We start from the raw sequence: 25463 nt of genomic DNA, 5'->3' as shown, positions 1-25463 counted from the left end.
ACAGGCTAGAGCGTCGCGAGGCCCCGCGTCACATCACGGGGCCTCGCGAACGGCGCCTGTCACGCCTTCGGGGTGAGCGCGCCCTTGATCACCTTGTGCGGGGCGGCCTGCGCCACCGGCTTGATCGTCACCAGATCGAGGTTGACGTGAGGCGGCAGCTCGACGGAGGAGACGATCGCCGCGGCGACGTCCTCGGCCACCAGCGGGGCGGGGACCTCGGCGTAGACCTTGTCGGCGCGCTCCTTGTCGCCGCCGAAGCGGACCAGGGAGAACTCCTCGGTGTGCACCATGCCGGGCGCGATCTCGATCACGCGGATCGGCTCACCGGCGAGCTCGAGGCGGAGGACCGCGACGAGCGCGTGCGCGGCGAACTTCGCGGCGTTGTAGCCGCCGCCGCCCTCGTAGGCGACGTGGCCGGCGATCGAGGTGACGGTGACGATGTCGGCCGAGCCCTCGGAGCCCTCGTCGGCGATGCCCGAACGCAGCAGCGGGAGCAGCGCGCTCGTGACGAGCTTGACCGAGAGCACGTTGATCTCGAACATCCGGATCCAGTCGGCGGGGTCGGACGCCTCGACCGAGTCGAGGCCGAGCGCGCCGCCGGCGTTGTTGACGAGGGCGTGCACGGGGCCGGTCTCCGCGAGGTGATCGCGCAGCGCGTCGACCTGCGCCGCGTCGGTGAGATCGGCGACGAACAGGCTCGCCCCGGTCTCCGCGGCGAGCGCCTCCAGCCGCTCCCGGCGGCGGGCGACCGCCACCACGTCCCAGCCGTGCTCGCGGAACAGGCGGACCGTCGCCGCACCGATCCCCGAACTCGCTCCTGTCACCACGACGCGTCGAACCACGCTCGTCCTCTTTCCGTCAAGCCTCGGACACCATCGACTCCGTCGTCGGAGCCAACGCTAGCCTGGCCGCATGCAGCCCGCCGACCCGGCTCCCGCCACCGCCGGGTCGCCCACCGCCCCCAAGCGCCGCGTGCCCCTCTGGGACAACGCCCGCTTCGTCTGCGTCGCGCTCGTGGTGATCGGCCACGGCATCCAGCGGCTGACCGCCAACTCGGACACGTCGCTCGTCGTCTACCTGACGATCTACGCCTTCCACATGCCGGCCTTCGCGATCATCTCCGGCTACTTCTCCAAGGGCGGCGCGCCGAACGCCCGCGCGATGCGCCGGGTGCTCACCGACATCCTGCTGCCCTACCTGATCATGGAGACGATCTGGACGCTGGTGCAGTTCGCGGTCGAGGGCAAGCAGGAGTTCAACCCGACCAAGCCGAGCTGGACGCTGTGGTTCCTGCTCGCGCTCGGGATCTTCCGGCTGGTCCTCCCCTACCTCGCGCTGCTGCGCTGGCCGCTGCTGATCAGCGTGGTCCTCGCCGTCGGCGTCAGCTACTACGACAACATCGACTCGACCTTCTCGCTGGCGCGGGCGATCGGGATCCTGCCGTTCTTCGTCTTCGGCTGGCGGCTGCGCGGCTGGAAGGCCGGCTCGCGGCTGCTGGTGGACCGCTGGCTCGACCTGACGCCGCGGCAGATCCTGCTCTCCCGGGTCATCGCCGTCGTGCTCTTCGCGGCGACGGTCATCGTGATGACCGTCAACATCGACGCCTTCCGCGCGGCGGATCTGCGCTACTGGTTCTTCTACGACCGGCCGTACGACGCGCTCGGCGAGACCGCCTGGTGGGCGGGGCTCGTCCGCCTGGCGCTGATGGCGACCGCGGTCGTGCTCTCGCTCGCGCTGTTCAGCCTGATCCCGCGCCGACGCACCGCGATGACGGCCTGGGGGCAGTCGACGATGTACGTCTACCTGCTGCACAGCTTCGTCCTCTACCCGCTGCGCGAGTCCGGGCTGCTGTCCGCCACCGAGAGCACGGTCGCGCTGATCCTGATGATCGTCTTCTGCATCGCGGTCGCCATCGCGCTCTCGCTGGGCTGGACGCGCACCGTCTTCCACAAGATCGTCGAGCCGAGGGCGACCTGGCTCTTCGCGCCGGTCGTCGACGAGCGGCCCGAGCGAGCGAACCGGGCCGACCCGACCGGGTCCAAGCGCGACCCGCATCCGACGTCCGGGATCCGCACCGGCCGCTGATCCGTCGCGGTTACCCCGTGTGTCGGGCGCCCTGGCCGCGCCGGGGACCCGCACCTAGGCTCGTCGCGACGGGGAACGGCCTTCCGTTCCGAACCGACGATGCGATGGGATGCACCATGACCGACTCCGAGAAGTGGCAGTTCGAGACCAAGCAGATCCACTCCGGAGCCGCGCCCGATCCCGTCACCAAGGCGCGCGCGACCCCGATCTACCAGACCACCTCCTACGTCTTCGACAACGCCGAGCACGCGAAGAACCTCTTCTCGCTCGCGGAGTTCGGCAACATCTACACCCGCATCCAGAACCCGACGCAGGCCGTCGTCGAGGAGCGCCTCACCGCGCTCGAGGGCGGCTCCGGGGCGCTGCTGCTCGCGTCCGGCCAGGCGGCCGAGACCGCGGCGGTGCTCAACATCGCGCAGGCGGGCGACCACCTCGTCTCGTCGTCGTCGATCTACGGCGGCACCTACAACCTCTTCAAGTACACGCTGGCCAAGCTCGGCATCGAGACGACCTTCGTCGAGAACCAGGACGACCAGGAGGAGTGGCGCCGCGCGGTCCGCCCGAACACCAAGCTCTTCTTCGCCGAGACCATCGGCAACCCGAAGATCAACATCCTCGACATCCGCGCCGTGGCCGATGTCGCGCACGCGGCGGGCGTCCCGCTGATCGTCGACAACACCATCGCGACGCCGTACCTGATCCGCCCGTTCGAGCACGGCGCGGACATCATCGTGCACTCGGCGACGAAGTTCCTCGGTGGTCACGGCACGGTGATCGGCGGCGCGATCGTCGACGGCGGCACCTTCTCCTGGACCGCGAACGCGGCGAAGTTCCCCGGGCTGACCACGCCCGACCACTCGTACCACGGCGCCGTGTACACGGACGCGGTCGGCGACTCCCTCGCCTACATCATCAAGGCCCGCGTGCAGCTGCTCCGCGACCTCGGCGCCTCGATCGCCCCGGCGAGCGCCTGGCAGCTGATCCAGGGCATCGAGACGCTGTCGCTGCGGATCGAGCGCCACGTGCAGAACGCGCAGGAGATCGCGGAGTACCTGGAGAACCACTCCGACATCGCGACGGTCAACTACTCGGGGCTGCCCACCTCGCCCTGGTACGCGGCGGCGAACCACTACGCGCCGAAGGGCGTGGGCGCGGTGCTCTCGTTCGAGCTCAAGGGCGGGGTGGACGCGGGACGCGCGTTCGTCGACTCGCTCGTGCTGTTCTCGCACCTGGCGAACATCGGCGACGTCCGCTCGCTGGTGATCCACCCGGCGTCGACCACGCACTCGCAGCTCACCCCGGAGCAGCAGCTCACCGCCGGCGTCACCCCCGGGCTCGTCCGCCTCTCGGTCGGCCTCGAGAACATCGACGACCTCCGCGCCGACCTCGCCCAGGCCCTGCAGGCCGCCCGCAGCGTCGTCGAGGCCTCCCGCGCCAACGCCTGACGCCGACCCGATCCAGCGACCGCGCTCCGTGCTGGTCGAGTAGCCGCGCAGCGGCCCCCTCATGCTGGTCGAGTAGCCGCGCAGCGGCGTATCGAGACCCACCGTGCTGAGAACGGCGGATCTCGATACGGCCGCTCCGCGGCCTACTCGATCAGCAGGGGTCCGCTGCGCGGCCTACTCGATCAGCATGGGTGGGCGGCCGGCTCCGCGGCCTACTCGATCAGCAAGGCGGGCGTCACCCCCGCGTAACAAAGGCCGTGCGCCCGCCGCGCTCTGCCACGATGGACACCGCTATGGACTGGCAGCAGACACTCGAGGACACCGTCCCTTCGGCGTTCGTCACCGAGCGCCAGCTCCGCTCGGTGATCGGCAAGCCGCCCGCCACCGGGGCCTGGCGCGAGGGCGACCATCCCGGCGGCCGGCGCTTCGTCGAGATCGGCCCGTTCGCCTTCGAGGCGGGCGGTCGCCTCCCCCACGTCCGGGTGGCCTACGAGAGCTGGGGCGAGCTCTCCCCCGCACGCGACAACGCGATCCTCGTCCTGCACGCGCTGACCGGCGACTCGCACCTGATCGGCCGCGGCGACCCCGGTCACGCGACCGACGGCTGGTGGTCCGGGCTCGTCGGCCCCGGCCTCGTCATCGACACCGACCGCTACTTCGTCGTCGCCCCCAACATGCTGGGCGGCTGCCAGGGCTCGACCGGCCCCGCCTCGCTCGCTCCCGACGGGCACGAGTGGGGCGCGCGCTTCCCCTACACGACCATCCGCGACCAGGTCGGCGCGCAGACCCTCTTCGCCGACCGGCTCGGCATCGACCGCTGGCACACCGTCATCGGCGGCTCAATGGGCGGGATGCAGGCGCTGGAGTGGGGCATCGACCACCCGGAGCGGGTCGCCCGGCTCGCGGTGCTGGCCGCTCCCCCGCGCGCCACCTCCGACCAGATCGCGCTCAACTTCGTCCAGCTCGAGGCGATCCGCAACGACGCCGCGTTCGCGGGCGGCGCCTACTACGACGCCGGCGACGGCAAGGGCCCGTACCACGGCCTGGCGCTGGCCCGCCGGATGGCCCTGCTCAACTACCGCAGCCCCTCCGAGCTGAACGACCGCTTCGAGCGGAGCTGGCAGTCCGGGCTCAGCCCGCTGGGCGGCGGCGGCCGGTTCGCGGTCGAGTCGTACCTCGACTTCCACGGCAACAAGTTCACCCGCCGCTTCGACGCGAACAGCTACATCACCCTCGTCGAGGCGATGAACTCCCACGACGTGGGGCGCGGCCGGGGCGGCGAGGCCGAGGCGCTCGAGCGGATCACCAGCCCGACGCTCGTGCTCGGGATCGACAGCGACCGGCTGTTCCCGGTGGACGGGCAGCGGATCATCGCCGCCCACGCCCGCGGCAACATCGACGGCGACGAGGTCGCGGTGATCAGCTCGACGTTCGGGCACGACGCCTTCCTCATCGAGGACGACGCGGTCGGCGGCCACCTCGCGAGGCTCCTCGCGGTCTGACCCGATCCCGGCCGTCCCGCGGGCCGACCGCCGGTCTGTGACTATCGTGAGACGGGGGTCCGCCCCGCGCCGCCCACCGGAAGGAGCGTGCCCGTGCCGTTGGTCCGCAGCGCTCGCGAGCGCGACCGCCTCCTCCGCCAGTCCGCGTGCGGCATCGGCCTCCTGATCGACGCCACGGCCATCGCCCTGGTCCTCGGCCCCGGGGCGCTGGCGGCCGACGCCGTGCCGTTCGCGGTGGCGCTGCTCCTCGGACTCGCCGTCCTCCACCTGCAGCTCGGCCGCAGCGGACGCACGCTCTGGGTGCTCCTGCTCGCCGTCGGCGGCCTCGCGCTGAGCATCGGGCTCGCGAGCGCCATCGGCGTGAGCAGCGGCTTCGAGGGATACGTGCTCGTCGGCACCGCCAACGCCGTCACCAGCACCGTCGCCGTCGTCGTCACCACCTCCGTCCGCCGGCTGCTGCTGCTCCTGCCCGTCCTGGTGCCGAGCGTGATCGTCTCCGTGCTGGTCGCCGAGGAGGCGATGCTGTCGAACGCGCTCGTGCAGAGCCTGCTGCCGTGGGGCACGCTCGCCGGCTTCGCGCTCTGGATCAGCACGGCCGTCCCCCGGGTCGTCCGGCGGATCGACAGCATCGGCAACGCGCACCGCGTCGAGCGGCAGGCGAGCGAGACGGAGGCGCAGCGCCGCCAGGGAGCGCGGCTCCTGCACGACACGGTGCTCGCGACGCTCACCCTGCTCGCCCACTCCGGCCGCGGCGTCTCCGAGGACGCGCTCCGCCGCCAGGCCGCGCAGGACGCGCAGCTCCTGCGCCAGCTGCGCCTCGGCGGGACGCCGACGCCGAGCGCGTCCGGCTCGTACCAGCTGACCAGCGTCACGGCGTCGCCCGCCGCGACCTCGCTCGAGGACGTCCGGGACCGGTTCGGCCGGCTGGGCCTCGAGGTCGTCCTGCACGGCTCGGGCGAGGTCGTCCTCGAGGGCGCCGCGCTCGACTCCTTCCTGCTCGCCCTCGCCGAGTGCCTCGAGAACGTGCGGCGGCACTCCGGTGTCGAGTCCGCCGACGTCACCATCACCGAGGACGAGCAGACCGTCCGCGCGATGGTGACGGACGCCGGTGCCGGCTTCGACATCGCCACGGTGCCCGCGACGAAGCTCGGCTTCAAGGAGTCGGTCGTCGCGAGGCTCGCGGACGTCGGCGGCCGCACCCGGCTCTTCAGCTCGCCCGGCTCCGGCACCACTGTGGTGCTGGAGGTGCCCAAGTGAGCGCCGGCACCGAGCGGGCCTCCCCCCTCCTCGGCGGACCCGGTGCCGCTCCTCGCCGGCCCGACGGCTCGCCCCGCTCCGCCCGCGCGCGGAAGGGACAGCAGGAGACCCTGGGCACCAGCTACCTCGGCAGCGGCCTCACCGGCATCGCGGCGGCGCTGATTGCCTACGAGCTCCTGGTCTTCCTCGCCACCGTCGACGACTACGCGCGGCCGGGGCTGGTCGTCGTCGCCTGGCTCCTCCTCGTCGCCTCCTTCACGGCGACCGTCGTCGCCATCCACGTCTGCGGGCAGCGGCTGCCCACCGCCGCCTACGTCGGCCTGCTCGTCGGGATCACCGGGGCCGTGGCACTGGACCTGATCGCCGTCGCCGGTCACGGTCCTTCCGCCGCCGTCCCGACCGCCGCGGTGGCCGCCGCGGTCGCCCACGCCGCGATGATCGTGCACCGCCGCAGCATCGAGGTCCTCGCCGTCGCCTTCGCCATCGCGGTCGCCGAGCTCGTCGCCTACAGCGCCATGGGCTCGGGCGACGAGACCTCGTTCTCGGTGCGGATCAGCGCGATGGCCGTGACCCTCGCTCCCGCCGTCGTGGCGGTCGTGATGATGCGCGGCTTCCGCCGAATGGTCCAGCTCGAGATCGACCGCGCCCTCGTGCAGAGCACCACCCTCGGACCGCGCTACGCGGTCGGCATGCTCGCCTCGGAGGAGCTCGCCCGCCTCGACCTCGCGGCCGAGCGCCTGCTCGCCGAGGTCGGCGACGGCACGACCGTCCTGCCGCTCGATCCGCACCGCGCCGCGCACGCCGCCGCGCTCGCGACCAGCCTCCGCCTCCACCTCATCGAGGGGCGTCGCGAGACCTGGCTGCACCACGCGATCCAGGAGTCCGAGCTGCTGGCCCCGCTCGTCGATCTGCACGACCCCGACGGCACCGCCGGCCTCCTCGGCCACCAGCAGCGCGACGGCCTGCTCTCCGCCATCTGGCTCATCCTCGACGGCGCCTCCGGGCTCACCGTCGTGCTGCACGTCGAAGCCGGAGCACCGCGCGAACCGGAGGCCGACGCCCCGCCGCGCTCCCTGCTGGTGCCGCTCACTCTGCAGTCCGAGGGCGTGCCCGTGCGCGGAGTCGATCCCGCGACGTGGGAGGCTATCGCACAGGTCGGTGCGTTCCGCGACACGTCGCACGACGACGCGCTCCGGATCGAGATCGACTGCTACGTCGAGAATCCGGCCGATCGCTGAGCAGAGACGACCGCCCCGCCCTCCCGCCGAGCCGAAGGACACCGATGACCTCCACCGCAGAACCGAAGATCACGCTCGCCGTGGTCGACGATCACAAGATGCTCCTCGGTGCCCTCACGGAGTGGATCCGCGGCGCCGCGTCGGACATCCAGCTGGTCGCCGCGGTCGCCTCCTGGCCGGAGCTGCTCACCCACCCCGAGTTCCCCGTCGACGTCGTGCTGCTCGACCTGGACCTCAAGGACAACATCCCGATCTCGGTCAAGCTCTCCACCCTGAAGACCACCGGCGTGAAGACGGTGCTGATGAGCACCTACTCCGAGCCGGCCGTGGTCCGCGAGGCGCTCGCCTCGGGCGCGCTCGGCTACCTCGTCAAGACGGAGGACGCCGACATGATCGTCGAGGCGATCCGCGCGGCCAAGGACGGCCACTCCTACATCTCGCACGAGCTCGACATGGCGCTCTCCACCGGCGACTCCGACGGCGCCCCCAAGCTCAGCGCGCAGGAGCGCCGCGTGATGGCGCTCTACGGCGGCGGCGAGCCTGTCAAGTCCGTGGCCTTCGAGCTCGGCATCTCCGAGGAGACCGCGAAGTCCTACCTCAAGCGCATCCGCGAGAAGTACCGCGTGGTCGGCATCGACGTCGGCACCAAGGTCGCACTGCGCAAGCGCGCCATCCACGACGGGATCCTCATCGAAACGGATTGAGGGTTCCGCGCCGTCCGGCGCGGAACCCGTGCTCGTGCTGCGCGGCGGTCCCCGCCCGCCGCGCCGCAGTCGGCTGCACGAGGTGGGCGCATTTCGCAGAGCGTCTCACGGCGGCTGCGGAGAATCCGCTGACACGCGGATTTCCGTCTGCGCCGCGGCGGTGCTCTCGTGCGCGGCGGTCCCCGCCCGCCGCGCCGCAGTCGGCTTCGCGAAGTGGGCGCATTTCGCAGAGCGTCTCACGGCGGCTGCGGAGAATCCGCTGACACGCGGATTTCCGTCTGCGCCGCTCCGTGGTCGGCTGGTCTGCAGGCGAGGCGTACCGTGTGGTGCCCATTCCATGCTGGTCGAGTAGCCCCGCAGGGGCGTATCGAGACCCACCGGCGTCAGCAGGGCGGCCTGCAGACCCCCGTCCGGTGCCGGTGGATCTCGATACGCCCGCTCGCGCGGGCTACTCGATCAGCATGCGCCGCGGCGCCCCTACAGGGCGTTGACCGGGACGCTGCCTGTGGCGGGGCGGGACGGGTCGCGCGGCGCGTCGACGGTGCCGCGGGCGCGGTCGATGGCGATGCTGGCGAAGGCGAGCAGGATGCCGGCCGCGGTGAGGACCACGCCGACCCAGATCGGCGACAGGTAGCCGAGGCCGGCGGCGATGGTCACCCCGCCGAGAGCGGCGCCGACGGAGTTGCCGATGTTGAGCGCGGAGTGGTTGAGCGCCGCGGCGATGGTCTGGCTGTCGCGGGCGACGTCCATCAGCCGGGTCTGGATGGCCGGCGACGCTCCCGCGGAGAAGCCCGCCGCAAGGAACGTGAACACGACCAGGCCCACCACCGAGGTCGCGGTCAGCGCCAGGCCGATCAGCGACACGAGCACCCCGAGGAACAGCACCACGAGTGCGAGCCGCACGTTCCGGTCGGCCGCCCAGCCGCCCGCCAGATTGCCGACCGTCATGCCCAGGCCGATCACCACCAGGATCCACGGCACGGCGCCCAGCGGCAGCCCGGTCACCTCGGTCGACAGCGGCGTGATGTAGCTGTACATCGCGAAGAGCCCGCCGAAGCCGATCGCGCCGATCAGCAGGGTCATCCAGACCTGCAGCCGGGCGAAGGCCTTCAGCTCGTTGCGCATGGTCGCGCCCGGGTTCCCCCGCTGGAACGGCACGAGCAGCCACACGGCCACCACGGTCGCCGCGAAGATCGCCGCGACGACGAGGTACGCGCTGCGCCAGCCCGCGTTCTGCCCCACCCAGGTGATGGCGGGCACCCCGACGACGTTCGCGATGGTCAGTCCCGACAGCACGAAGGCGACGCCCTTGCCGCGCTTGCCCGGCCCCATCAGGTCCGCGGCGACGAGCGAGGCGATGCCGAAGTACGCGCCGTGCGGCAGCGCCGCGACGAAGCGGGCGGCCAGCACGAGCGGGAAGGTCGGCAGCAGGGCCGAGGCGACGGTCCCGATCGTGAACGCGGCCAGCAGGATCAGCAGCAGGCGCTTGCGCGGCCAGCGCGCGGCGGCCGCGGCGATCGTCGGAGCACCGACGACGACGCCGAGCGCGTAGGCGGAGATCAGCAGTCCGGCCTGCGAGTTCGCCTGCTCGGAGCTCGCGGCGTAGACGTCCGGGAGCAGGTCGGCGGCGAGCTGCGGCAGCAGCCCCATCGCGACGAACTCGGTCGAGCCGATGGCGAAGCCCCCCATCGCGAGGGCGAGCAGGGCGAGGCGGGTCCGGGCCGGGGAGAGGGTCACCGGACCACGATAGCGAGGATCGGAAGCGGATCGAAACGATTCGAGTCGGAGAGCGCTCCCGCGCGCCTCACTCCTCGAGCGCGCGGCCGAGCCGCTCGATCTTGGCGTCGATCTCGCCCGAGTAGCCGGGCCGGATGTCGGCCTTCAGCACCAGCGAGACCCGCGACCCGTAGGCACCGACCGCTTCGGTGGCGCGCTTGATCACGTCGAAGACCTCGTCCCACTCGCCCTCGATCTCGGTGAACATCGAGGTCGTGCGATTCGGCAGGCCGGAGTCGCGGACGATGCGGACGGCGGCGGCGACGGCGTCGTGGACGGAGGCGTCGGGGCCCTCACCGCCGGACGGAGCGACGGAGAATGCGACCAGCACGAGGGACCTCCCAGCGGACCCGACCACCGGACCCGCCGTCCAGCCTAGGCGCGCACGCCCTCGGCAGCGGGCGCGCGGCTCCCCGTCCGCCACAGCTCGCGGAGCACCCAGCCGAGCAGCACGAGCAGCAGGACGTTGCGCACGGTCAGCGCCAGCACCATGCCCGCGTTCGAGTACAGCAGGAAGAGATAGAGGTACGGGTAGACGATCTGCGTGAACACCGCGATCGCGAGGGTCAGCTTCGCCGGCGTCGCGAAGTCGCGACCGGCCACGACGAGCCCGACGATCACCGGCGGCGCCAGCCAGACGATGTACTGCGGCGAGAGCACCTTGTTGATGTCGATCAGCACCAGGACGAGTCCGAGGCTCAGCAGCGGCAGCAGCCGCACCGGCGACGCCTTCGCGCGCAGCGCCCGGAGACCGAGCAGCACCGTGCCGACCACCGCGAGCGCGAGCGCCGGGTTCATCAGCTCGGCGGCGACATCGGTGAACGGGCCGTGCATCTCGAAGGTGTTGATGTCGGCGGCGTACCAGACGTAGCTGCCGGCCCAGCCGCCGATGGAGAGCCACATCCAGAGCGTGCTGACGGGCGCCTCGATCTGCAGACCGCGCGTGGTCTGGTCGGTGACGAAGCTGAAGACGTACTCGCCGCCGCCGAGCGCATACACGCCGGCGATGATCACGACCGAGAGCCCGGCGCCGACGGCGACGAGCCGCCAGCGGCCGCGCAGCACCAGGACGGCGGCACCGAGCAGGGCGGCGGGCCAGACCTTGATCCACGTCGCGACGGTCAGCGCGAGCGCGGCGACGACCGGTCGGCTGGAGGCCCAGAGCAGCCCGGCGATGGCGAGCGGAACGGTGAAGGCGTCGATCCGGCCGACGGCGATCGGACCGAGGAGCACCAGGAAGAGCAGCCACCAGCGCGCCGCAGCGAGCCGGGCGGGGATCCCGCGGTGCAGGAGCAGGGCGAAGGCCGCCGCATCGACGGCGATCACGCCGACGAGCCAGGTCAGGTCGTAGCCCGCCTCGCCGAAGAGCCAGGCGGCGCTGATCGGCACCAGGGCGAGGATCGGGTAGACCCAGCCGGTGTCGAAGCCGACGAGCCCGCCGCCCTCGACGGCGGTCCGCATCCAGCCCTTGTAGACGATGCTGACGTCCCCCATCGGCAGTCCTGGGGCGTAGAGCGCGAGCAGGGAGAGCAGGACGTGCACGAGGGCGAAGCCGCCCCACAGCACGGCGGCGGAGTCGCGGTTCTCGCGCAGCCACGCGATCGGGCGGGCGGACGGGCGGAGGGAGGCGCGGGTGGCGGCGGTCTCTGGGGCGGCAGGGGTCGGCACCGCGTCAGTGTAGACGGCGCCCTCATCGGACCCCTGAACGGCCCTGGGAACTCCTTCCTGAGCGGCCACCGGCCGCATCAGTACCCGGCGAAGGCGTCGGTGCGGACCTTCTTCGCACCGGCCGAGCGGAGGGCGCCGCGGACGGAGTCGACGAACGCGGGCGAGCCGGAGACGAACCCGACCCGGCGCGGCGCGTCGGGCACGGCGTCCGCGAGGCGCTCCGCCGTGATCCGTCCGACGACGTGCGACCAGCCCTCGGGCAGCCGATCCGGCGCTTCGGGCGAGACCAGCACGACGCGGGCCCCGGAGGCGCGGAGGAGTTCGCGGTACGCCACGTCCTCCAGCCGGGCGGCCGCGTAGACGACGACCACGTCGCGCTCCGGTCCGGCCGCGATCGCCCTCAGCTGGCTCGCGAACGGCGTGAAGCCGATGCCGCCCGCGACCAGGAGCAGCGGTGTCGCCGGGTCGGCCGGCAGCACGAAGTCGCCGCCGACGCTCGTGGCGCGGACCACGGCACCGGGCTCGAGACCGGCGAGCGCCCGCTTGAAGCTGCTCGCCTTCTCGGGCAGCCGCATGGCCACGGCGATCTCGCCGTCGGCGGGAGCGGAGGCGATGGAGAAGGTGCGACGGCTCCCCCGGCCGTCGGAGCGGTGCGGCACGTCGAGCTCGAGCCACTGGCCCGCCTCGAAGCGCACCGGCGTCCGCGAGGCGAAGCGGTACTCCGTGATGCCCGGAGCGATGACGCTCGAGGAGCGCAGCTCCAGCGACAGCCGCCGGCGCTGGCCGAAGAAGAACGCGATCGCGTTGCCCGCGACGAGGCCGAGCTCCGGGCTGGCGTGCAGCGGTCCGAGCGAGAACGGGACCGTCGTGAGCAGAGCCGCGACGACGGCCACGATCAGCTGCTGGGAGCGGCGCGGGGCGAGGGTCAGCGGCTCGGTCAGCATGAAGGCGCCGGCGAAGACGAACGGGTACGCGGTCAGGACCAGCGACAGCGCGGCTCCGGGCTCCTGTCCGTTCATCACCGAGTTGAGCACGGAGACGGTTCCGGCGACCGCGATGAAGACGACGACGATCGCCCAGCGGCGCACCCGTGCGACGACGACGAGCGCGCCGAGCAGCACCCACGGCCAGAGCGCGCCGGTGGGCAGCGCCCAGGCCGCGGCGGTCAGCGAGCCCGCGAACGGGGTGTCCTGCAGCAGGCCCTGCGCGATGCCGACGATCAGCACCGCGACGGCGGCCGGGTTGAAGAGGTGGCGCCCGCGCCAGACCAGCACGTACTTCGAGGCGGCGGCGATCAGGCCGATCAGCGCCACGACGAGCAGCGCGCGCGGCTCCGAGGTCGGGAAGAGGAGGAACGCGATCAGCAGTCCGGTCACCAGCGAGGACTCGAGGTGGGCGGGCGACCCGACCAGCCGGGCGATCAGCCAGGTCGCCCCGGTCGTCGAGACGATCGCCACGACCGCGGTCGCCGCGATCTCGATCGGTGTGAAGAAGATCAGCCCGGCGGCGGAGTAGCCGAGCGCGACCACGAGGAGCGCGGCGAGCGTCAGCCAGACCAGCCGGTACATGGTGATGCGACCGAGGGCGCGATCGAGGGTGCCGATCATCAGAAGACCTCTCCGGGGAAGCGGGGCGAGTAGTGCAGGCCGCCGGCGCTGAGCACGCGGACGAACTCGAAGTCGAAGTGCTCGGCGAGCACCTCGGGCGGGCAGACGAAGAGGGCGGTCGCGAGACCGTCGGCGACGAGGGTGCTGTCGGCGACGACCCAGGTGGCGATGACGGTGTCGACCGGGCGGCCGGTGCGGCCGTCGAGGACGTGGTGCAGCCCGTCGCCCCAGGCCCGGCGGTTGCCGGCCGAGGCGCAGAGCGCGCGCTCGCCCGGCTCGGCGACGCCGATCGCGCGACTCGCGTCGAAGGGGTGCTCGAGGCCGACGCGGTAGGCGCCGACCCCGCGGGCGCGCAGGTCGCCGCTCGCGTCGACGACGGCGCGCTCGACGCCCGCGCTCGCGAGCTCGTCCAGGACGAGGTCGACGAGCTGACCCTTGCCGGCCGCGCCGACGTCGAGCACGACTCCGGCCGCTGTGCGGAGCGTCGCTCCCCCGCCGACGCGGGCCGCGGCCCAGGACGGAGCCGGCGCGACGGGGCCGCGCGGAACCAGGGAGTAGGCCGGGTCGTAGCCGAGCTGCTCGAGGGCGTCGCCGACGAACGGCGTGACGCCGCCCCCGGTCAGCGCGAAGAGCTCGTCGTAGAGGGCGAACAGCTCGACCGCCTCCGCCGGGAAGACGTGCTCGCCGGGCTCGGTCCGAAGGCGCGAAGCGGCGGAGTCGTCGCGGAACCGCGACCAGGTGCGGTCGTAGGCCTCGATGCGCGCGCGGACCCGCTCGCGCACGAGCGCGTCCAGCGGCGCGTCCGTGTCGATCTGCCAGGTGGTGCCGATCGCTTCGAAGCGCCACGCGCTCTCGAGGACGCGCCGGGTCGCGGTCGGCGCGGCGTCAGGGTGCAGAGGTTCAGGCCGCGGCATCGGCCTTGATCGTCTCGACGGCGTCGTTGAAGCCGCCGGAGGTGAGCGAGGAGCCGGAGACCTTGGTCACGTCGAGCTCGTCGAGGCTCTTGCCGACGACCTCGCCCGAGATGCCGCTGGCGAAGCGGGTCTGGTACTCCTGGCCGGTCGGGTTCTCGGACTCGGGGGTCACCGTGACGGCGGTGACGACGCCCGACTCGAGGGTCAGCTCGACGCCGACCGACTCGTTGCCGCCGGGCGAGGTGTAGGAGCCGTCGGCCTCGTAGGTGCCGTCGGCGTAGGCGCCGGTCGCGGTGGAGCCGGTCGACGCGGAACCGGTCGACTCGGGGGCGGCGCTGGAGGTCGCGGCGGGCGCGCTGGTCGCGGCGGCGCTCGAGCCGGCGTCCTCGGTCCCGGCGGTGGCGGTGCTCGAGCAGGCGGCGAGGGCCGCGAGGGTGCCGGCTCCGGCGAGGAGGGTGAGGGCGTAGCGGACGGGAGTCGTGGTCTTCGCGGTCATGTCTGTTCTCCTGGGTGGGGGGCGGACGCGGCTGTCGTCCCCGACGCTAGGGCCGGGAGCTCGGGGGTTCCGATGAGGCGGCTGTGCGGCTCCGATGTGCGGGTCGCGGGGGGAGGCCGTCTCTCCTGTGTCAACGGGCCGGGGACGCGATCGGTTCAGTGCGGCAGGCGATGGCGGCGTTTCAGTTCAGCAGCCGTGCGACGACGCCGGGGAGCTGCTCGGCGATGTCGAGGGCCGCGATCGGCCCGCCTCCGGACGCCGCCGCGCCGGCCTGCGCGTGCAGGACGGCCGCGGCGGCGGCGACCGCCGCGAGATCCTCGTCCCCGAGCGTCGTCCCCCGGCTCTCCGCATCCGCGGCTCGGCCGGCCAGCAGCGCGCCGAGCACTCCGCCGAGGACGTCCCCGCTGCCCGCCGTGGCGAGCCAGGGCGTCGAGCCGCTGACCTCGTGGGCGGTGCTCCCGGAGACCACGTGCGTGGTGCTGCCCTTGAGCAGCACGCAGACCCCGAAGCGCTCGGCGGTGCGCCGCGCCCAGCCGCTCGCGTCGGCGGCGATCGCGGCCGCGTCGACGTCCACCCCGGCGCGCGCGAGCAGGCCGGCGAGCTCGCGGTAGTGCGGAGTGATGACCACCGGACCGCGGGCCTCGCCGATCAGGTCGAGCGCGCCCGCGTCGAGCACCACGGGGATCCCCGAGTGCAGCTGCTCGAGCAGGGCGGCGCGCTCGTCCTCCGAGCGGTCGTCCGCGCTCGTCCCGGAGCCGAGGAGCCAGGCCTGCACCCGCCCGGCCGAGGTGACGACCTCGGGGCGACGCGCCAGCACGAGGGCGGACGGCCGCTCCGGCCCGAGGTAGCGCACCATGCCGAGCCCGGTGCGCACCGCCGCCTCGACCCCGAGCACCGCCGCCCCCGGGTAGTGCTCCGACCCGGTCGCGATCCCCAGCACCCCGCGGCTGTACTTGTCGTCCTCGGCACGCGGCACCCGTACGGCCGACGCCGCCTCCGCGAGCCCGAACTCCTTCTGCCCATCCGTCATCCCGCCAGCCTAGGTCGCACCCCTGACGCCGCCCTCTGCGAGATCCGCCCGCAGCAGAACTCCGGCAGCCGCACGCCTGATGACGCGGGTCTCGATACGCCCCTGCGGGCTACTCGACCAGCATGATCATCACCACCTCACATGTGCAGCGGGACCGGGCACCATGTTGATCGAGTAGCTCGCGAAGCGGGCGTATCGAGATCCACCACCGTCAGCACCTGGGTCTGCAGTCCCGCCCTGCTGGAGACGGTGGGTCTCGATACGCCCCTGCCGGGCTACTCGACCAGCATGAAGGGCCGCCGCTGCCGCACCCGCAGCCGGCGACGCTACCGCCGCGAAGGCCAGTCGGCGAAGCCGCTGCCCACCGCAGCCGGCGAAGCCGCTGTCACCCACCGCAGCCGGCGAAGCCGCTGCCACCCCGCCTCGAGTCGAGGCGCGGGCCGGGGAGGTGGCGATCGCAAGGCGGAGGAGGGAGCGATACCGGCGGTATCGCGACCGACGACAACGCCGCGAGCGCCGCCTCCCCGGCCCGCGCCTCAGCGGCGGGTGGCGTCGTCGACTTCGCCGACCAACTCCTCGATGATGTCCTCGAGGAAGAGGACGCCGGTGGCGCGGCCCTGCTCGTCGAAGGCGCGCGCGAGGTGGGCGCCGGTGCGGCGCATGATCGCGAGGGCGTCCTCGAGGTCGGTGGCCTCGAAGATCGAGGCGAGCTGGCGGATCCGCTTGGCCGGGATGGGCAGGCGGAACTTGGGACCCTCGGTGTCGCCGTCGAGGTCGAGCACGTCCTTGAGGTGGATGTAGCCCTCGGGCTGCCCGTCCTCGCCGAGCACGACGTAGCGCGAGAAGCCGTGCTTCGCGACGGCGCGCTCGACGTCGGCGGGCGAGGCTCCGGCGGGGAGGCTGACGATGCCGTCGAGCGGCAGCGCCACGTCGTGCACCTTCTTCTCGGTGAACTCGAACGCGGCGAGGAGGGTGCCGTTGCTGCGCAGGGTGCCCTCGCGGGTCGACTGGTCGACGATCGTCTGCACCTCCTCGAGCGTGAAGGTGCTGTTCGCCTCGTCCTTCGGCTCGACCCGGAAGAGCCGCAGCACCCCGTTCGAGATCGCGTTGAGCGCGACGATGATCGGGCTGATCACGCGGGCGATCGCGACGAGCGGCGGCGCGAGCAGCAGCACGGCGCGGTCCGGCATCGAGAACGAGATGTTCTTCGGCACCATCTCGCCGAGCACGACGTGCAGGAACGAGACGATCACCAGGGTGATCACGAAGGCGACCGTGCCCGAGAACTCGTCCGGGATGCCGACCGCGTGCAGCGGTACCTCGAGCAGGTGGTGGATCGCCGGCTCGCTGACGTTGAGGATCAGCAGCGAGCAGACGGTGATGCCCAGCTGCGTCGTCGCCAGCATCAGGGTGGCGTGCTCCATCGCGGCGAGCGCCGTGATCGCGCTGCGGCGTCCGCTCTCGGCGAGGGGCTCGATCTGGGAGCGGCGCGCGGAGATGACCGCGAACTCTGCTCCGACGAAGAAGGCGTTCGCGGCGAGCAGCACCACGAGCCAGGCGATTCCTGCCCAGTCACTCATGGTCGGCCTCCTGGCGTCCTCGGTGCGGCCGGCCCACGTCGGCGAGCGGGTCGGGGATGCCCTCGCCCGCCGCGTCGGGGTCCGGGGTGAAGCGGAGGCGGTCGATGCGCCGGCCGTCGAGCCGCTCGACGCGGAGCGACCCGCCCTCGACGGGCACCTCGTCGCCGACGGCGGGCAGGCGGCCGAGCTCGCTCATCACGAACCCGGCGACCGTCTCGTACGGCCCCTCCTCGGGGATGACGACTCCGGCGCGGTCGCGCACCTCGTCGGGCCGCAGCATGCCGGGGAAGGTGGTCGAGCCGGGCAGCTTCACGACGTCGGGGCGCGAGCGGTCGTGCTCGTCCGCCACCTCGCCGACGAGCTCCTCCACGAGGTCCTCGAGCGTCGCGACGCCCGCCGTTCCGCCGTACTCGTCGACGACGACCGCGAGCTGGAAGCCGCGACCGCGCAGCTCGGTGAGCAGCACGTCGAGCTTCATCGTCTCGGGCACGCGGAGCGGCTCCGAGCGCAGGGCGGTGACGGGCACCTCGGAGCGCTTGCCGCGCGGTACCGCGACCGCCTGCTTGACGTGCACGACGCCGACGATGTCGTCGATGTCGTCGTCCGTGATCGGGAAGCGCGAGAGGCCGGTGGTCCGGGCGAGGTCGAGGACGTCCTGGGCGGTGCTGGAGCGCTCGAGCGTGGACAGCCGCAGCCGCGGCGTCATCACGTCGCCCGCGGAGAGCGCGGAGAAGCGGAGGGTGCGCCCGAGCAGGTCGGCCGTGTCCTCCTCGAGCAGTCCGGCGCTCGCGGAGTGGCGCACCAGGCTCGAGAGCTCCTCGGCGCTGCGGGCACCCGAGAGCTCCTCCTTCGGCTCGATGCCGGCCAGGCGGAGCAGGGCGTTCGCGCTGCCGTTCAGCAGCGCGACGGCCGGCCGGAAGACGGTCGTGAACGCGGTCTGAATCGGTACGACCAGCTTCGCCGTCGCCCGCGGCAGCGCCAGCGCGAAGTTCTTCGGCACCAGCTCGCCGAGGATCATCGACAGCAGGGTCGCGATGACGATGGCGAGCACCGTCATGATCGGCGTCAGCACCTCGTCCGGGATCCCGAGCCCGCCGAACGGCACGCGCAGCAGCGTCGAGAGCGCCGGCTCCATCGTGTAGCCGGTGAGCAGCGTCGTCAGCGTGATGCCGAGCTGCGCGCTGGAGAGGTGCGTCGAGGTGACGCGGAGGGCGGCGATCGTCATGCCGAGGCGGGTCTCGCCGCGGTCGCGGCGGGCCTCGAGATCGGCGCGGTCGAGGTTGACCAGCGCGAACTCGCTCGCGACGAACACGCCGGTGCCGAGCGTCAGCAGCAGGCCGACGCCGAGCAGGAGCCACTCAGTGCCCACGGGGATCACCCCCGGTCAGCGGAAGCGGGAGCGGCTGCAGGATCGAGCCCGAGGGGACCGGGGAGATCCGAACGAGCCGGTGCGAGGGCGGATGCGCAGAAGGGGGGTCGTCCATTGTGGCGTCGAGTCTAGCGGCAGCCCGGCTCCGGCAGGGCCGCGCTCAGAGCCACTTCTTGCGCTTGAACACGGCGTAGAGCACGAAGCCGAAGACCAGCATCAGCCCGATCGCCCACGGGTAGCCGAGCCGCCAGTGCAGCTCCGGCATGTCGTCGAAGTTCATGCCGTAGATGCCCGCGACGAGCGTCGGTGCGAACAGGATCGCGGCCCAGGACGAGATCTTCCGCACCACGTCGTTCTGGGCCAGCCCGGTCTCGGTCTGCCGCCGCGAGACCAGCGTCGAGTGCACGGTCAGCGCCTTGTCCAGGATCGCCCGCAGCGCGTCGACGGCCTCCGTCACCCGGATGGTGTGGTCGAGCACGTCGCGGAGCGAGCGGTGCAGCTCGACGTGGTCGAGCGTCGCGTCGGCGCCCGGGGCCGCGTCCGGCGCCTCGGCGAGCTCGCGCAGCAGCGCCGTCAGCGGCTGCACCGAGCGCTGGAAGTGGATGACCTCGCGGGAGAGCCGGTAGATGCGCTCCGAGAGCCCGTCGTCCGAGCCGTCGCCGAAGAGCTGGTCCTCGATCTCGTCGACGTCGCCCTGGACGCCGTGCACCACCGGCGCGTACTCGTCGACGACCTGGTCGAGGATCGCGTAGAGCACCGCCTCCGGTCCGCGGGAGAGCAGCGACGGGTCCCCCTCGAGCCGCTTGCGCACCGCCGCCAGGTCCGGCGAGTCCGCGTGCCGGATGGTGACCACGAAGTCGGGGCCCACGAACACGTGCAGCTCGCCGAAGACGACCGTCTCGGCGGAGTCCACGTAGCGCGCCGGACGGAGCACCACGAAGAGCCCGTCGTCGTAGCGCTCGAGCTTCGCCCGCTGGTGGCCGCTCAGCGCGTCCTCGACGGCGAGCGGGTGCAGCCCGAACTCCTGGGCGACCGCCTCGACCTCCTCACGGCTCGGGCGGTACAGCCCGATCCAGGCCATGCCGTGCTCGTCGCGCATCAGCTCGAAGGTGTCCTCGAGCGAGTCGGGGTTCCGGATGCGGTGACCGCCGACGTACACGGCGTTGTCGACGATCGTCATGGGCTCGGTTCTAGCACGCGCGCGCCGGGCACCGGCTGACGGTCACCGGCGAGCGGTCACCAGCTGACCGGCAGCGCCTTGCCCTCCTCGTAGCCCGCCGCCGACTGCAGGCCGACCAGCGCGCGCTCGTGGAACTCGGCGACGCTGCGCGCCCCGGCGTAGGTGAAGGAGGAGCGCACGCCCGAGGTGATCATGTCGAGCAGGTCCTCGAGCGACGGGCGCAGCGGGTCGAGGTAGATCATCGACGAGGAGATGCCCTCCGCGAAGAGCCGCTTGCGGGCGAGCTCGTAGGCGTCGAGGCGGTCGAAGCGCTCCTGCACGGCCTTGGCCGAGGCCATGCCCCAGCTCTCCTTGTAGATCCGGCCGGCCGCGTCGCTGCGCAGCTCGCCCGGCGCCTCGATCGTGCCGGCGAACCAGGAGCCGATCATCACCGAGGCCGCACCGGCCGCGAGCGCGAGTGCCACGTCGCGCGGGTAGCGCACGCCGCCGTCGGCCCAGACGTGCGCGCCGAGCTCGCGGGCCCGCTCCGCCGTCTCCAGCACCGCGGAGAACTGCGGCCGCCCGACAGCGGTCATCATCCGCGTGGTGCACATCGCGCCCGGGCCGACGCCGACCTTGAGGATGTCCGCGCCCGCGTCGACGAGGTCGTGCACCGCGTCGGCGGTGACGATGTTGCCGGCCGCGATCGGCACGCCGAGCTTCAGCGCGGAGACGGTGCGCAGCGCGCGCAGCATCCCCTCCTGGTGGCCGTGCGCCGTGTCGAGCACGAGCACGTCGACGCCCGCGGCGACGAGGGCGCGCGCCTTGGCGGCGACGTCGCCGTTGATGCCGACCGCCGCGGCGATGCGGAGCCGCCCGTCGGCGTCCAGCGCGGGGTCGTAGATGGTCGAGCGCAGCGCGCCGGTGCGCGAGAGCGTGCCGACGAGCGCGCCGTGGTGCAGCACCGGGGCGAAGTCGAGGTCGGCCGCGACCATCAGGTCGAAGGCGGCGCGCGCGGTGGTGACGTCGTCGGCGTCGATCGAGGCGGAGGCGCCGTGCACGAGGTCGCCGAGCCGGGCGTCCTCCAGGGCCGTGGCGAGCCGCGCGGCGGGGACGCAGCCGAGGATCGTGCCGTCCTCCTCCTGCACCACGAAGCCGTGGCCCGCGACGGCCGGGAGGATCGCGAGCGCCTCCTCGACGGTCGTCGACGGCGAGGCGGTGAGCGCGCCCGAGAAGGCGACCGGCTGGTCCTTCACCCAGCGGATCGCCGCGTCGAGCTGCTGCAGCGGCATGTCCTGCGGGAGGACGCCGAGCCCGCCGCGCCGGGCGAGCGTCGCCGCGAGCCGGGGCCCGGTGACCGAGTTCATGTTCGAGGAGACGATCGGGATGCTGGCTCCGGTGCCGTCACCGGGGGCGAGCGACACGTCGAGCCGGCTGGTCACGGAGGACCGGCCGGGAACGAGGAAGACGTCCGAGTAGGTGAGGTCGCCGGAGGGTGTTCCACCGTAGAAGCGCATGGAGACGACGCTACTCCGGCCCGGCTGGGGACCTTCGCCGGAGGATCCGGGCTAGGCTTGACGACCGGGACGGGACCGGGCGACGACGCCCAGATGCGTGTCGGATGCGACGGTGCCGTCCGGATGATCGAGAACGAATCAACGGAGAGAGTGGGCGATCGGCTGTGTCGAGCCAGTTGACCGGAGCGGGAACAGATCAGGGCTCGGAGGACTTCGGGGCCAACGAGTGGCTGGTGGAGGAGCTGTACGAGCAGTACAGCGCCGACAAGGCCTCGGTGGACGAGTCCTGGTGGCCGATCCTCGAGCGCTACGGCAAGCAGCTCGGCGGTGCCGCACCCGCCGGCGCGGAGGCCCCCGCGGCCGCCGCCCCCGCCGCCCCGGCGAAGGCGCCCGTCGCCGAGCGCGTGTCGACGAGCGCGGGCGGAGCGGTGAGCCATCCGGCCACCTCGGCGACCAGCACGGCGAAGACCACCTCGAAGCAGCCGAAGGCGCAGCCCATCCCGGCCGACGCGCCCGTGAGCAAGCCGGCCGAGCCCGCCGCCGCCGTGGAGGAGGACGTCGTCTCCCCCCTGCGCGGCATGGCCAAGAGCCTCGCCACGAACATGGACGCGAGCCTGTCGATCCCGACGGCCACCAGCGTGCGCACCATCCCGGCGAAGCTGATGATCGACAACCGCATCGTCATCAACAACCACCTGCGCCGCACCCGCGGCGGCAAGGTGTCGTTCACCCACCTGATCGGCTGGGCGCTGATCCGCGCGCTCAAGGACTTCCCGAGCCAGAACGTCTACTACGACGAGCCGGACGGCAAGCCCTCGGTGGTCGCCCCCGCGCACATCAACCTCGGCATCGCGATCGACATGCCCAAGCCCGACGGCACCCGCGCCCTGCTCGTCCCGAGCATCAAGCGCGCCGACACGCTGAGCTTCACCGCCTACCTCGCCGCCTACGAGGACCTCGTCAAGCGCGCCCGCGGCAACAAGCTCGCGGCCGGCGACTTCGCCGGGACCACCCTCTCGCTGACCAACCCGGGCGGCATCGGCACCGTGCACTCCGTGCCCCGCCTGATGAAGGGCCAGGGCTGCATCATCGGCGCCGGCGCCCTCGAGTACCCGGCGGAGTTCCAGGGCGCGTCCGAGAAGACGCTCGTCGAGCTCGGCATCGGCAAGACGATCACGCTGACCTCGACCTACGACCACCGCGTCATCCAGGGCGCCGGCTCGGGCGAGTTCCTCAAGATCGTGCACGAGCTGCTGCTCGGCAAGCGCGGCTTCTACGAGGACATCTTCTCCGCGCTGCGCATCCCCTACGACCCGATCCACTGGTCGACCGACATCGCCGTCGACCTCGCCGAGCGGGTCTCGAAGACCTCGCGGGTGCAGGAGCTCATCAACTCCTTCCGCGTCCGCGGCCACCTGATGGCCGACGTCGACCCGCTGGAGTACGTCCAGCGCTCGCACCCGGACCTCGCCATCGAGAGCCACGGCCTCACCTTCTGGGACCTCGACCGCGAGTTCGTCACCGACGGCTTCGGCGGCTCCCGCCAGCTGAAGCTCCGCGACATCCTCGGCATCCTGCGCGACTCCTACTGCCGCACCGTCGGCGTCGAGTACATGCACATCCAGGACCCGGAGCAGCGCGCCTGGATGCAGCAGAAGCTCGAGCGCGGCTACGAGAAGCCGGGCCACGACGAGCAGCTGCGGATCCTCGGCCGCCTCAACGAGGCCGAGGCGTTCGAGACCTTCCTGCAGACCAAGTACGTCGGCCAGAAGCGCTTCTCGCTCGAGGGCGGCGAGTCGCTGATCGCGCTGCTGGACGCCGTCCTGCAGGGCGCGGCGGACGCGGACCTCGACGAGGTCGCCATCGGCATGGCCCACCGCGGCCGCCTCAACGTGCTGACCAACATCGCCGGCAAGACCTACGGCCAGATCTTCCGCGAGTTCGAGGGCACCCAGGACCCGAAGACGGTCCAGGGCTCGGGCGACGTGAAGTACCACCTCGGCACCGAGGGCACCTTCCGCGGCGCCGGCGGCGAGGAGATCCCCGTCTACCTGGCGGCGAACCCCTCGCACCTCGAGGCCGTCAACGGCGTGCTCGAGGGCATCGTCCGCGCCAAGCAGGACCGCAAGCCGATCGGCACCTTCACCACCCTGCCGATCCTCGTCCACGGCGACGCCGCGATGGCGGGCCAGGGCGTGGTCGTCGAGGGGCTCCAGATGTCCCAGCTGCGGGCGTACCGCACCGGCGGCACGATCCACATCAACATCAACAACCAGGTCGGCTTCACGACCCCGCCGCACGAGGCGCGCACCTCGATCTACTCGACCGACATGGCGAAGACGATCCAGGCGCCGATCTTCCACGTGAACGGCGACGACCCCGAGGCCGTCGTGCACGTCGGCCAGCTCGCGTTCGAGTACCGCCAGCGGTTCAACCGCGACGTGGTCATCGACCTGATCTGCTACCGCCGCCGCGGCCACAACGAGGGCGACGACCCCTCGATGACCCAGCCGCTGATGTACAGCCTGATCGAGGCCAAGCGCTCGGTGCGCAAGCTGTACACCGAGGCGCTCGTCGGTCGCGGCGACATCACCGAGGAGGAGTACGACCGGGCGCACCAGGACTTCCAGGACCGCCTCGAGCGCGCCTTCGCCGAGACGCACGCCGCGCAGACCGGTGCGATCCCGGTGATCAGCGCCGACGGCGACTCCGTGGCCGACCTCGAGCTGCCGGACGCCCAGCAGGGCGAGGACTACCCGGGCGAGCCCGAGGTGACCGGCGTCAAGGCCGAGGTGGTCACCCGCATCGGCGACGCGTTCACCTCGCCGCCCGAGGGCTTCACCGTGCACCCGAAGCTGCAGCAGCTCCTCACCAAGCGCCAGGAGATGAGCCGCTCCGGCTCGATCGACTGGGCCTTCGGCGAGCTGCTCGCGCTGGGCTCGCTGCTGCTCGAGGACACCCCGGTGCGCCTCGTCGGCCAGGACACCCGCCGCGGGACGTTCGTCCAGCGCCACGCGGTGCTGCACGACCGCGAGAACGGCCAGGAGTGGCTGCCGCTGATGAACCTGTCGGACTCGCAGGCCCGTCTGTGGATCTACGACTCGCTGCTCTCGGAGTACGCCGCGATGGCGTTCGAGTACGGCTACTCGGTCGAGCGCCCCGACTCGCTCGTGCTCTGGGAGGCGCAGTTCGGCGACTTCGCGAACGGCGCCCAGATCGTCATCGACGAGTTCATCTCCTCCGCCGAGCAGAAGTGGGGCCAGCGCTCGTCGCTCGTGCTCCTGCTCCCGCACGGCTACGAGGGCCAGGGCCCGGACCACTCCTCCGCCCGCATCGAGCGCTACCTGCAGATGTGCGCGGAGCGGAACATGACCGTCGCGCGTCCGTCGACCCCGGCGTCGTACTTCCACCTGCTGCGCCGCCAGGCGTACTCGCGGCCGCGCCGCCCGCTGGTGGTCTTCACGCCGAAGGCCATGCTGCGCCTGCGCGGGGCGTCGAGCCCGGTCGAGGACTTCACCTCGGGCCGCTTCGAGCCCGTGATCGACGACGCTCGCGTCCAGGACGCGTCGGCCGTGACCCGGGTGCTCCTGCACGCCGGCAAGGTGCACTACGACCTCAAGGCCGAGCTGGAGAAGAAGCCGGACGACGGCATCGCGCTGGTGCGCGTCGAGCAGTACTACCCGGCGCCGATCGAGGAGCTGCGCGCGATCGCCGCGCGCTACCCGGACGCGGAGTTCGTCTGGGTGCAGGACGAGCCCGAGAACCAGGGCGCCTGGCCGTTCATCGCGCTGAACGTCGCTCCGCAGCTGGACCGGCCGATCCGCGTCGTCTCGCGCCCGGCCGCGGCCTCCCCCGCCGCGGGCTCGGCGAAGCGGCACGCCTCCGAGCAGGCCGACCTGCTGGGCCGGGCGCTGCAGCGCTGACCGCCCGACCGGAGCCGCCCCCTCGGCGGCGGCTCCGGCTCGCCGCATCGAGTCCGGCTCGTCGGAATCCTCGGATCCGGCGCGCCGGACGTCGTTCTGCGAGCCGGATTTCGGCGACCTCTCGCCTGACGAGAGTCCGGCTCGCGGAAAGACCTCCGGCTCGCCGGAACGGATGGCTCCTGCGAGCCGCGCG

Annotated in this window: 19 protein-coding genes; 7 read left to right on the top strand and 12 right to left on the bottom strand. The window is 72.3% G+C overall.

The genetic code is table 11. From position 1 onward, the window contains the following. Positions 1–59: 59 nt before the first annotated feature. Entirely contained in the window at positions 60–842 is a 783-nt protein-coding gene (locus MT355_RS06065; protein WP_243598883.1) for an SDR family NAD(P)-dependent oxidoreductase, read from the bottom strand. 70 nt (positions 843–912) lie between these two features. Between MT355_RS06065 and MT355_RS06060 the strand changes: the two genes are divergently transcribed. The 6 genes from MT355_RS06060 (at position 913) to MT355_RS06035 (ending at position 8231) form a co-directional block, all read left to right on the top strand. Further along, positions 913–2085 (top strand): acyltransferase family protein, encoded by a 1173-nt coding sequence (locus MT355_RS06060; RefSeq protein WP_243598882.1) that lies wholly within the window; start codon positions 913–915, stop codon positions 2083–2085. 116 nt (positions 2086–2201) lie between these two features. After that, positions 2202–3530 carry a bifunctional o-acetylhomoserine/o-acetylserine sulfhydrylase gene (locus MT355_RS06055; RefSeq protein WP_123445398.1) on the top strand — a complete coding sequence of 443 codons (1329 nt, stop codon included), beginning with the start codon at positions 2202–2204 and terminating at the stop codon, positions 3528–3530. 293 nt (positions 3531–3823) lie between these two features. After that, positions 3824–5032: a homoserine O-acetyltransferase gene (locus MT355_RS06050; protein ID WP_243598881.1), complete on the top strand. Its 1209-nt coding sequence runs from the start codon at positions 3824–3826 to the stop codon at positions 5030–5032. Between the two features lie 93 nt (positions 5033–5125). After that, positions 5126–6289, top strand: coding sequence for a sensor histidine kinase (locus MT355_RS06045; protein ID WP_243598880.1), 1164 nt, complete (start codon positions 5126–5128; stop codon positions 6287–6289). Beyond that, entirely contained in the window at positions 6286–7527 is a 1242-nt protein-coding gene (locus MT355_RS06040; protein WP_243598879.1) for a hypothetical protein, read from the top strand. The genes MT355_RS06045 and MT355_RS06040 overlap by 4 nt, the downstream gene beginning before the upstream one ends. 44 nt (positions 7528–7571) lie before the next feature. After that, positions 7572–8231, top strand: a complete 660-nt coding sequence (locus MT355_RS06035; protein ID WP_123445394.1) for a response regulator — start codon at positions 7572–7574, stop codon at positions 8229–8231. A 477-nt stretch (positions 8232–8708) separates the two neighbouring features. On the opposite strand, the gene MT355_RS06030 is transcribed toward MT355_RS06035, so the two are convergent. The 11 genes from MT355_RS06030 to MT355_RS05980 form a co-directional block, all read right to left on the bottom strand. Beyond that, positions 8709–9920, bottom strand: coding sequence for an MFS transporter (locus MT355_RS06030; RefSeq protein ID WP_243599277.1), 1212 nt, complete (start codon positions 9918–9920; stop codon positions 8709–8711). Positions 9921–10035: 115 nt separating this feature from the next. Then, positions 10036–10338: a thiamine-binding protein gene (locus tag MT355_RS06025; RefSeq protein WP_123702710.1), complete on the bottom strand. Its 303-nt coding sequence runs from the start codon at positions 10336–10338 to the stop codon at positions 10036–10038. Between the two features lie 44 nt (positions 10339–10382). After that, a complete protein-coding gene (locus MT355_RS06020; protein ID WP_243598878.1) occupies positions 10383–11675 on the bottom strand; it encodes a glycosyltransferase family 87 protein in 1293 nt (430 codons plus the stop codon). A gap of 77 nt (positions 11676–11752) precedes the next feature. Further along, positions 11753–13282 carry an oxidoreductase gene (locus MT355_RS06015; protein ID WP_243598877.1) on the bottom strand — a complete coding sequence of 510 codons (1530 nt, stop codon included), beginning with the start codon at positions 13280–13282 and terminating at the stop codon, positions 11753–11755. Beyond that, positions 13282–14196, bottom strand: a complete 915-nt coding sequence (locus MT355_RS06010; protein WP_243598876.1) for an FAD:protein FMN transferase — start codon at positions 14194–14196, stop codon at positions 13282–13284. Before MT355_RS06010 ends, MT355_RS06015 begins: the two co-directional genes overlap by 1 nt. After that, positions 14183–14692: an FMN-binding protein gene (locus tag MT355_RS06005; protein WP_132435822.1), complete on the bottom strand. Its 510-nt coding sequence runs from the start codon at positions 14690–14692 to the stop codon at positions 14183–14185. The genes MT355_RS06010 and MT355_RS06005 overlap by 14 nt, the downstream gene beginning before the upstream one ends. 181 nt (positions 14693–14873) lie before the next feature. Then, positions 14874–15722 (bottom strand): ADP/ATP-dependent (S)-NAD(P)H-hydrate dehydratase, encoded by an 849-nt coding sequence (locus tag MT355_RS06000; RefSeq protein ID WP_243598875.1) that lies wholly within the window; start codon positions 15720–15722, stop codon positions 14874–14876. A 536-nt stretch (positions 15723–16258) separates the two neighbouring features. After that, the gene (locus tag MT355_RS05995) at positions 16259–17302 is read right to left on the bottom strand and encodes a hemolysin family protein (RefSeq protein WP_123444413.1); all 1044 of its coding nucleotides are present in this window, start codon (positions 17300–17302) and stop codon (positions 16259–16261) included. After that, the gene (locus MT355_RS05990) at positions 17295–18671 is read right to left on the bottom strand and encodes a hemolysin family protein (RefSeq protein WP_243582421.1); all 1377 of its coding nucleotides are present in this window, start codon (positions 18669–18671) and stop codon (positions 17295–17297) included. Before MT355_RS05990 ends, MT355_RS05995 begins: the two co-directional genes overlap by 8 nt. A gap of 160 nt (positions 18672–18831) precedes the next feature. Continuing rightward, positions 18832–19851, bottom strand: a complete 1020-nt coding sequence (corA, locus tag MT355_RS05985) for a magnesium/cobalt transporter CorA (RefSeq protein ID WP_243598874.1) — start codon at positions 19849–19851, stop codon at positions 18832–18834. A gap of 56 nt (positions 19852–19907) precedes the next feature. After that, entirely contained in the window at positions 19908–21347 is a 1440-nt protein-coding gene (locus tag MT355_RS05980; protein WP_243598873.1) for a GuaB1 family IMP dehydrogenase-related protein, read from the bottom strand. 164 nt (positions 21348–21511) lie between these two features. Between MT355_RS05980 and MT355_RS05975 the strand changes: the two genes are divergently transcribed. Continuing rightward, on the top strand, positions 21512–25270 hold the full coding sequence (locus tag MT355_RS05975) for a multifunctional oxoglutarate decarboxylase/oxoglutarate dehydrogenase thiamine pyrophosphate-binding subunit/dihydrolipoyllysine-residue succinyltransferase subunit (protein WP_185019933.1): 3759 nt from the start codon (positions 21512–21514) through the stop codon (positions 25268–25270). The last annotated feature ends 193 nt before the right edge of the window (positions 25271–25463 follow it).

The organism is Rathayibacter sp. VKM Ac-2929 (genome assembly GCF_022815495.1).
GTDB lineage: Bacteria > Actinomycetota > Actinomycetes > Actinomycetales > Microbacteriaceae > Rathayibacter > Rathayibacter festucae.
This window is presented reverse-complemented; position numbering and strand designations above follow the sequence as displayed.

Coding starts and splice junctions, on each gene's coding strand:
- MT355_RS06055 (WP_123445398.1), top strand. CDS start 2,202: ATGACCGACTCCGAGAAGTGGCAGTTCGAGACCAAGCAGATCCACTCC.
- MT355_RS06060 (WP_243598882.1), top strand. CDS start 913: ATGCAGCCCGCCGACCCGGCTCCCGCCACCGCCGGGTCGCCCACCGCC.
- MT355_RS06050 (WP_243598881.1), top strand. CDS start 3,824: ATGGACTGGCAGCAGACACTCGAGGACACCGTCCCTTCGGCGTTCGTC.
- MT355_RS06035 (WP_123445394.1), top strand. CDS start 7,572: ATGACCTCCACCGCAGAACCGAAGATCACGCTCGCCGTGGTCGACGAT.
- MT355_RS05980 (WP_243598873.1), bottom strand. CDS start 21,347: ATGCGCTTCTACGGTGGAACACCCTCCGGCGACCTCACCTACTCGGAC.
- MT355_RS06005 (WP_132435822.1), bottom strand. CDS start 14,692: ATGACCGCGAAGACCACGACTCCCGTCCGCTACGCCCTCACCCTCCTC.
- MT355_RS05995 (WP_123444413.1), bottom strand. CDS start 17,302: ATGAGTGACTGGGCAGGAATCGCCTGGCTCGTGGTGCTGCTCGCCGCG.
- corA (WP_243598874.1), bottom strand. CDS start 19,851: ATGACGATCGTCGACAACGCCGTGTACGTCGGCGGTCACCGCATCCGG.
- MT355_RS06000 (WP_243598875.1), bottom strand. CDS start 15,722: ATGACGGATGGGCAGAAGGAGTTCGGGCTCGCGGAGGCGGCGTCGGCC.
- MT355_RS06015 (WP_243598877.1), bottom strand. CDS start 13,282: ATGATCGGCACCCTCGATCGCGCCCTCGGTCGCATCACCATGTACCGG.
- MT355_RS06030 (WP_243599277.1), bottom strand. CDS start 9,920: ATGGGGGGCTTCGCCATCGGCTCGACCGAGTTCGTCGCGATGGGGCTG.
- MT355_RS06010 (WP_243598876.1), bottom strand. CDS start 14,196: ATGCCGCGGCCTGAACCTCTGCACCCTGACGCCGCGCCGACCGCGACC.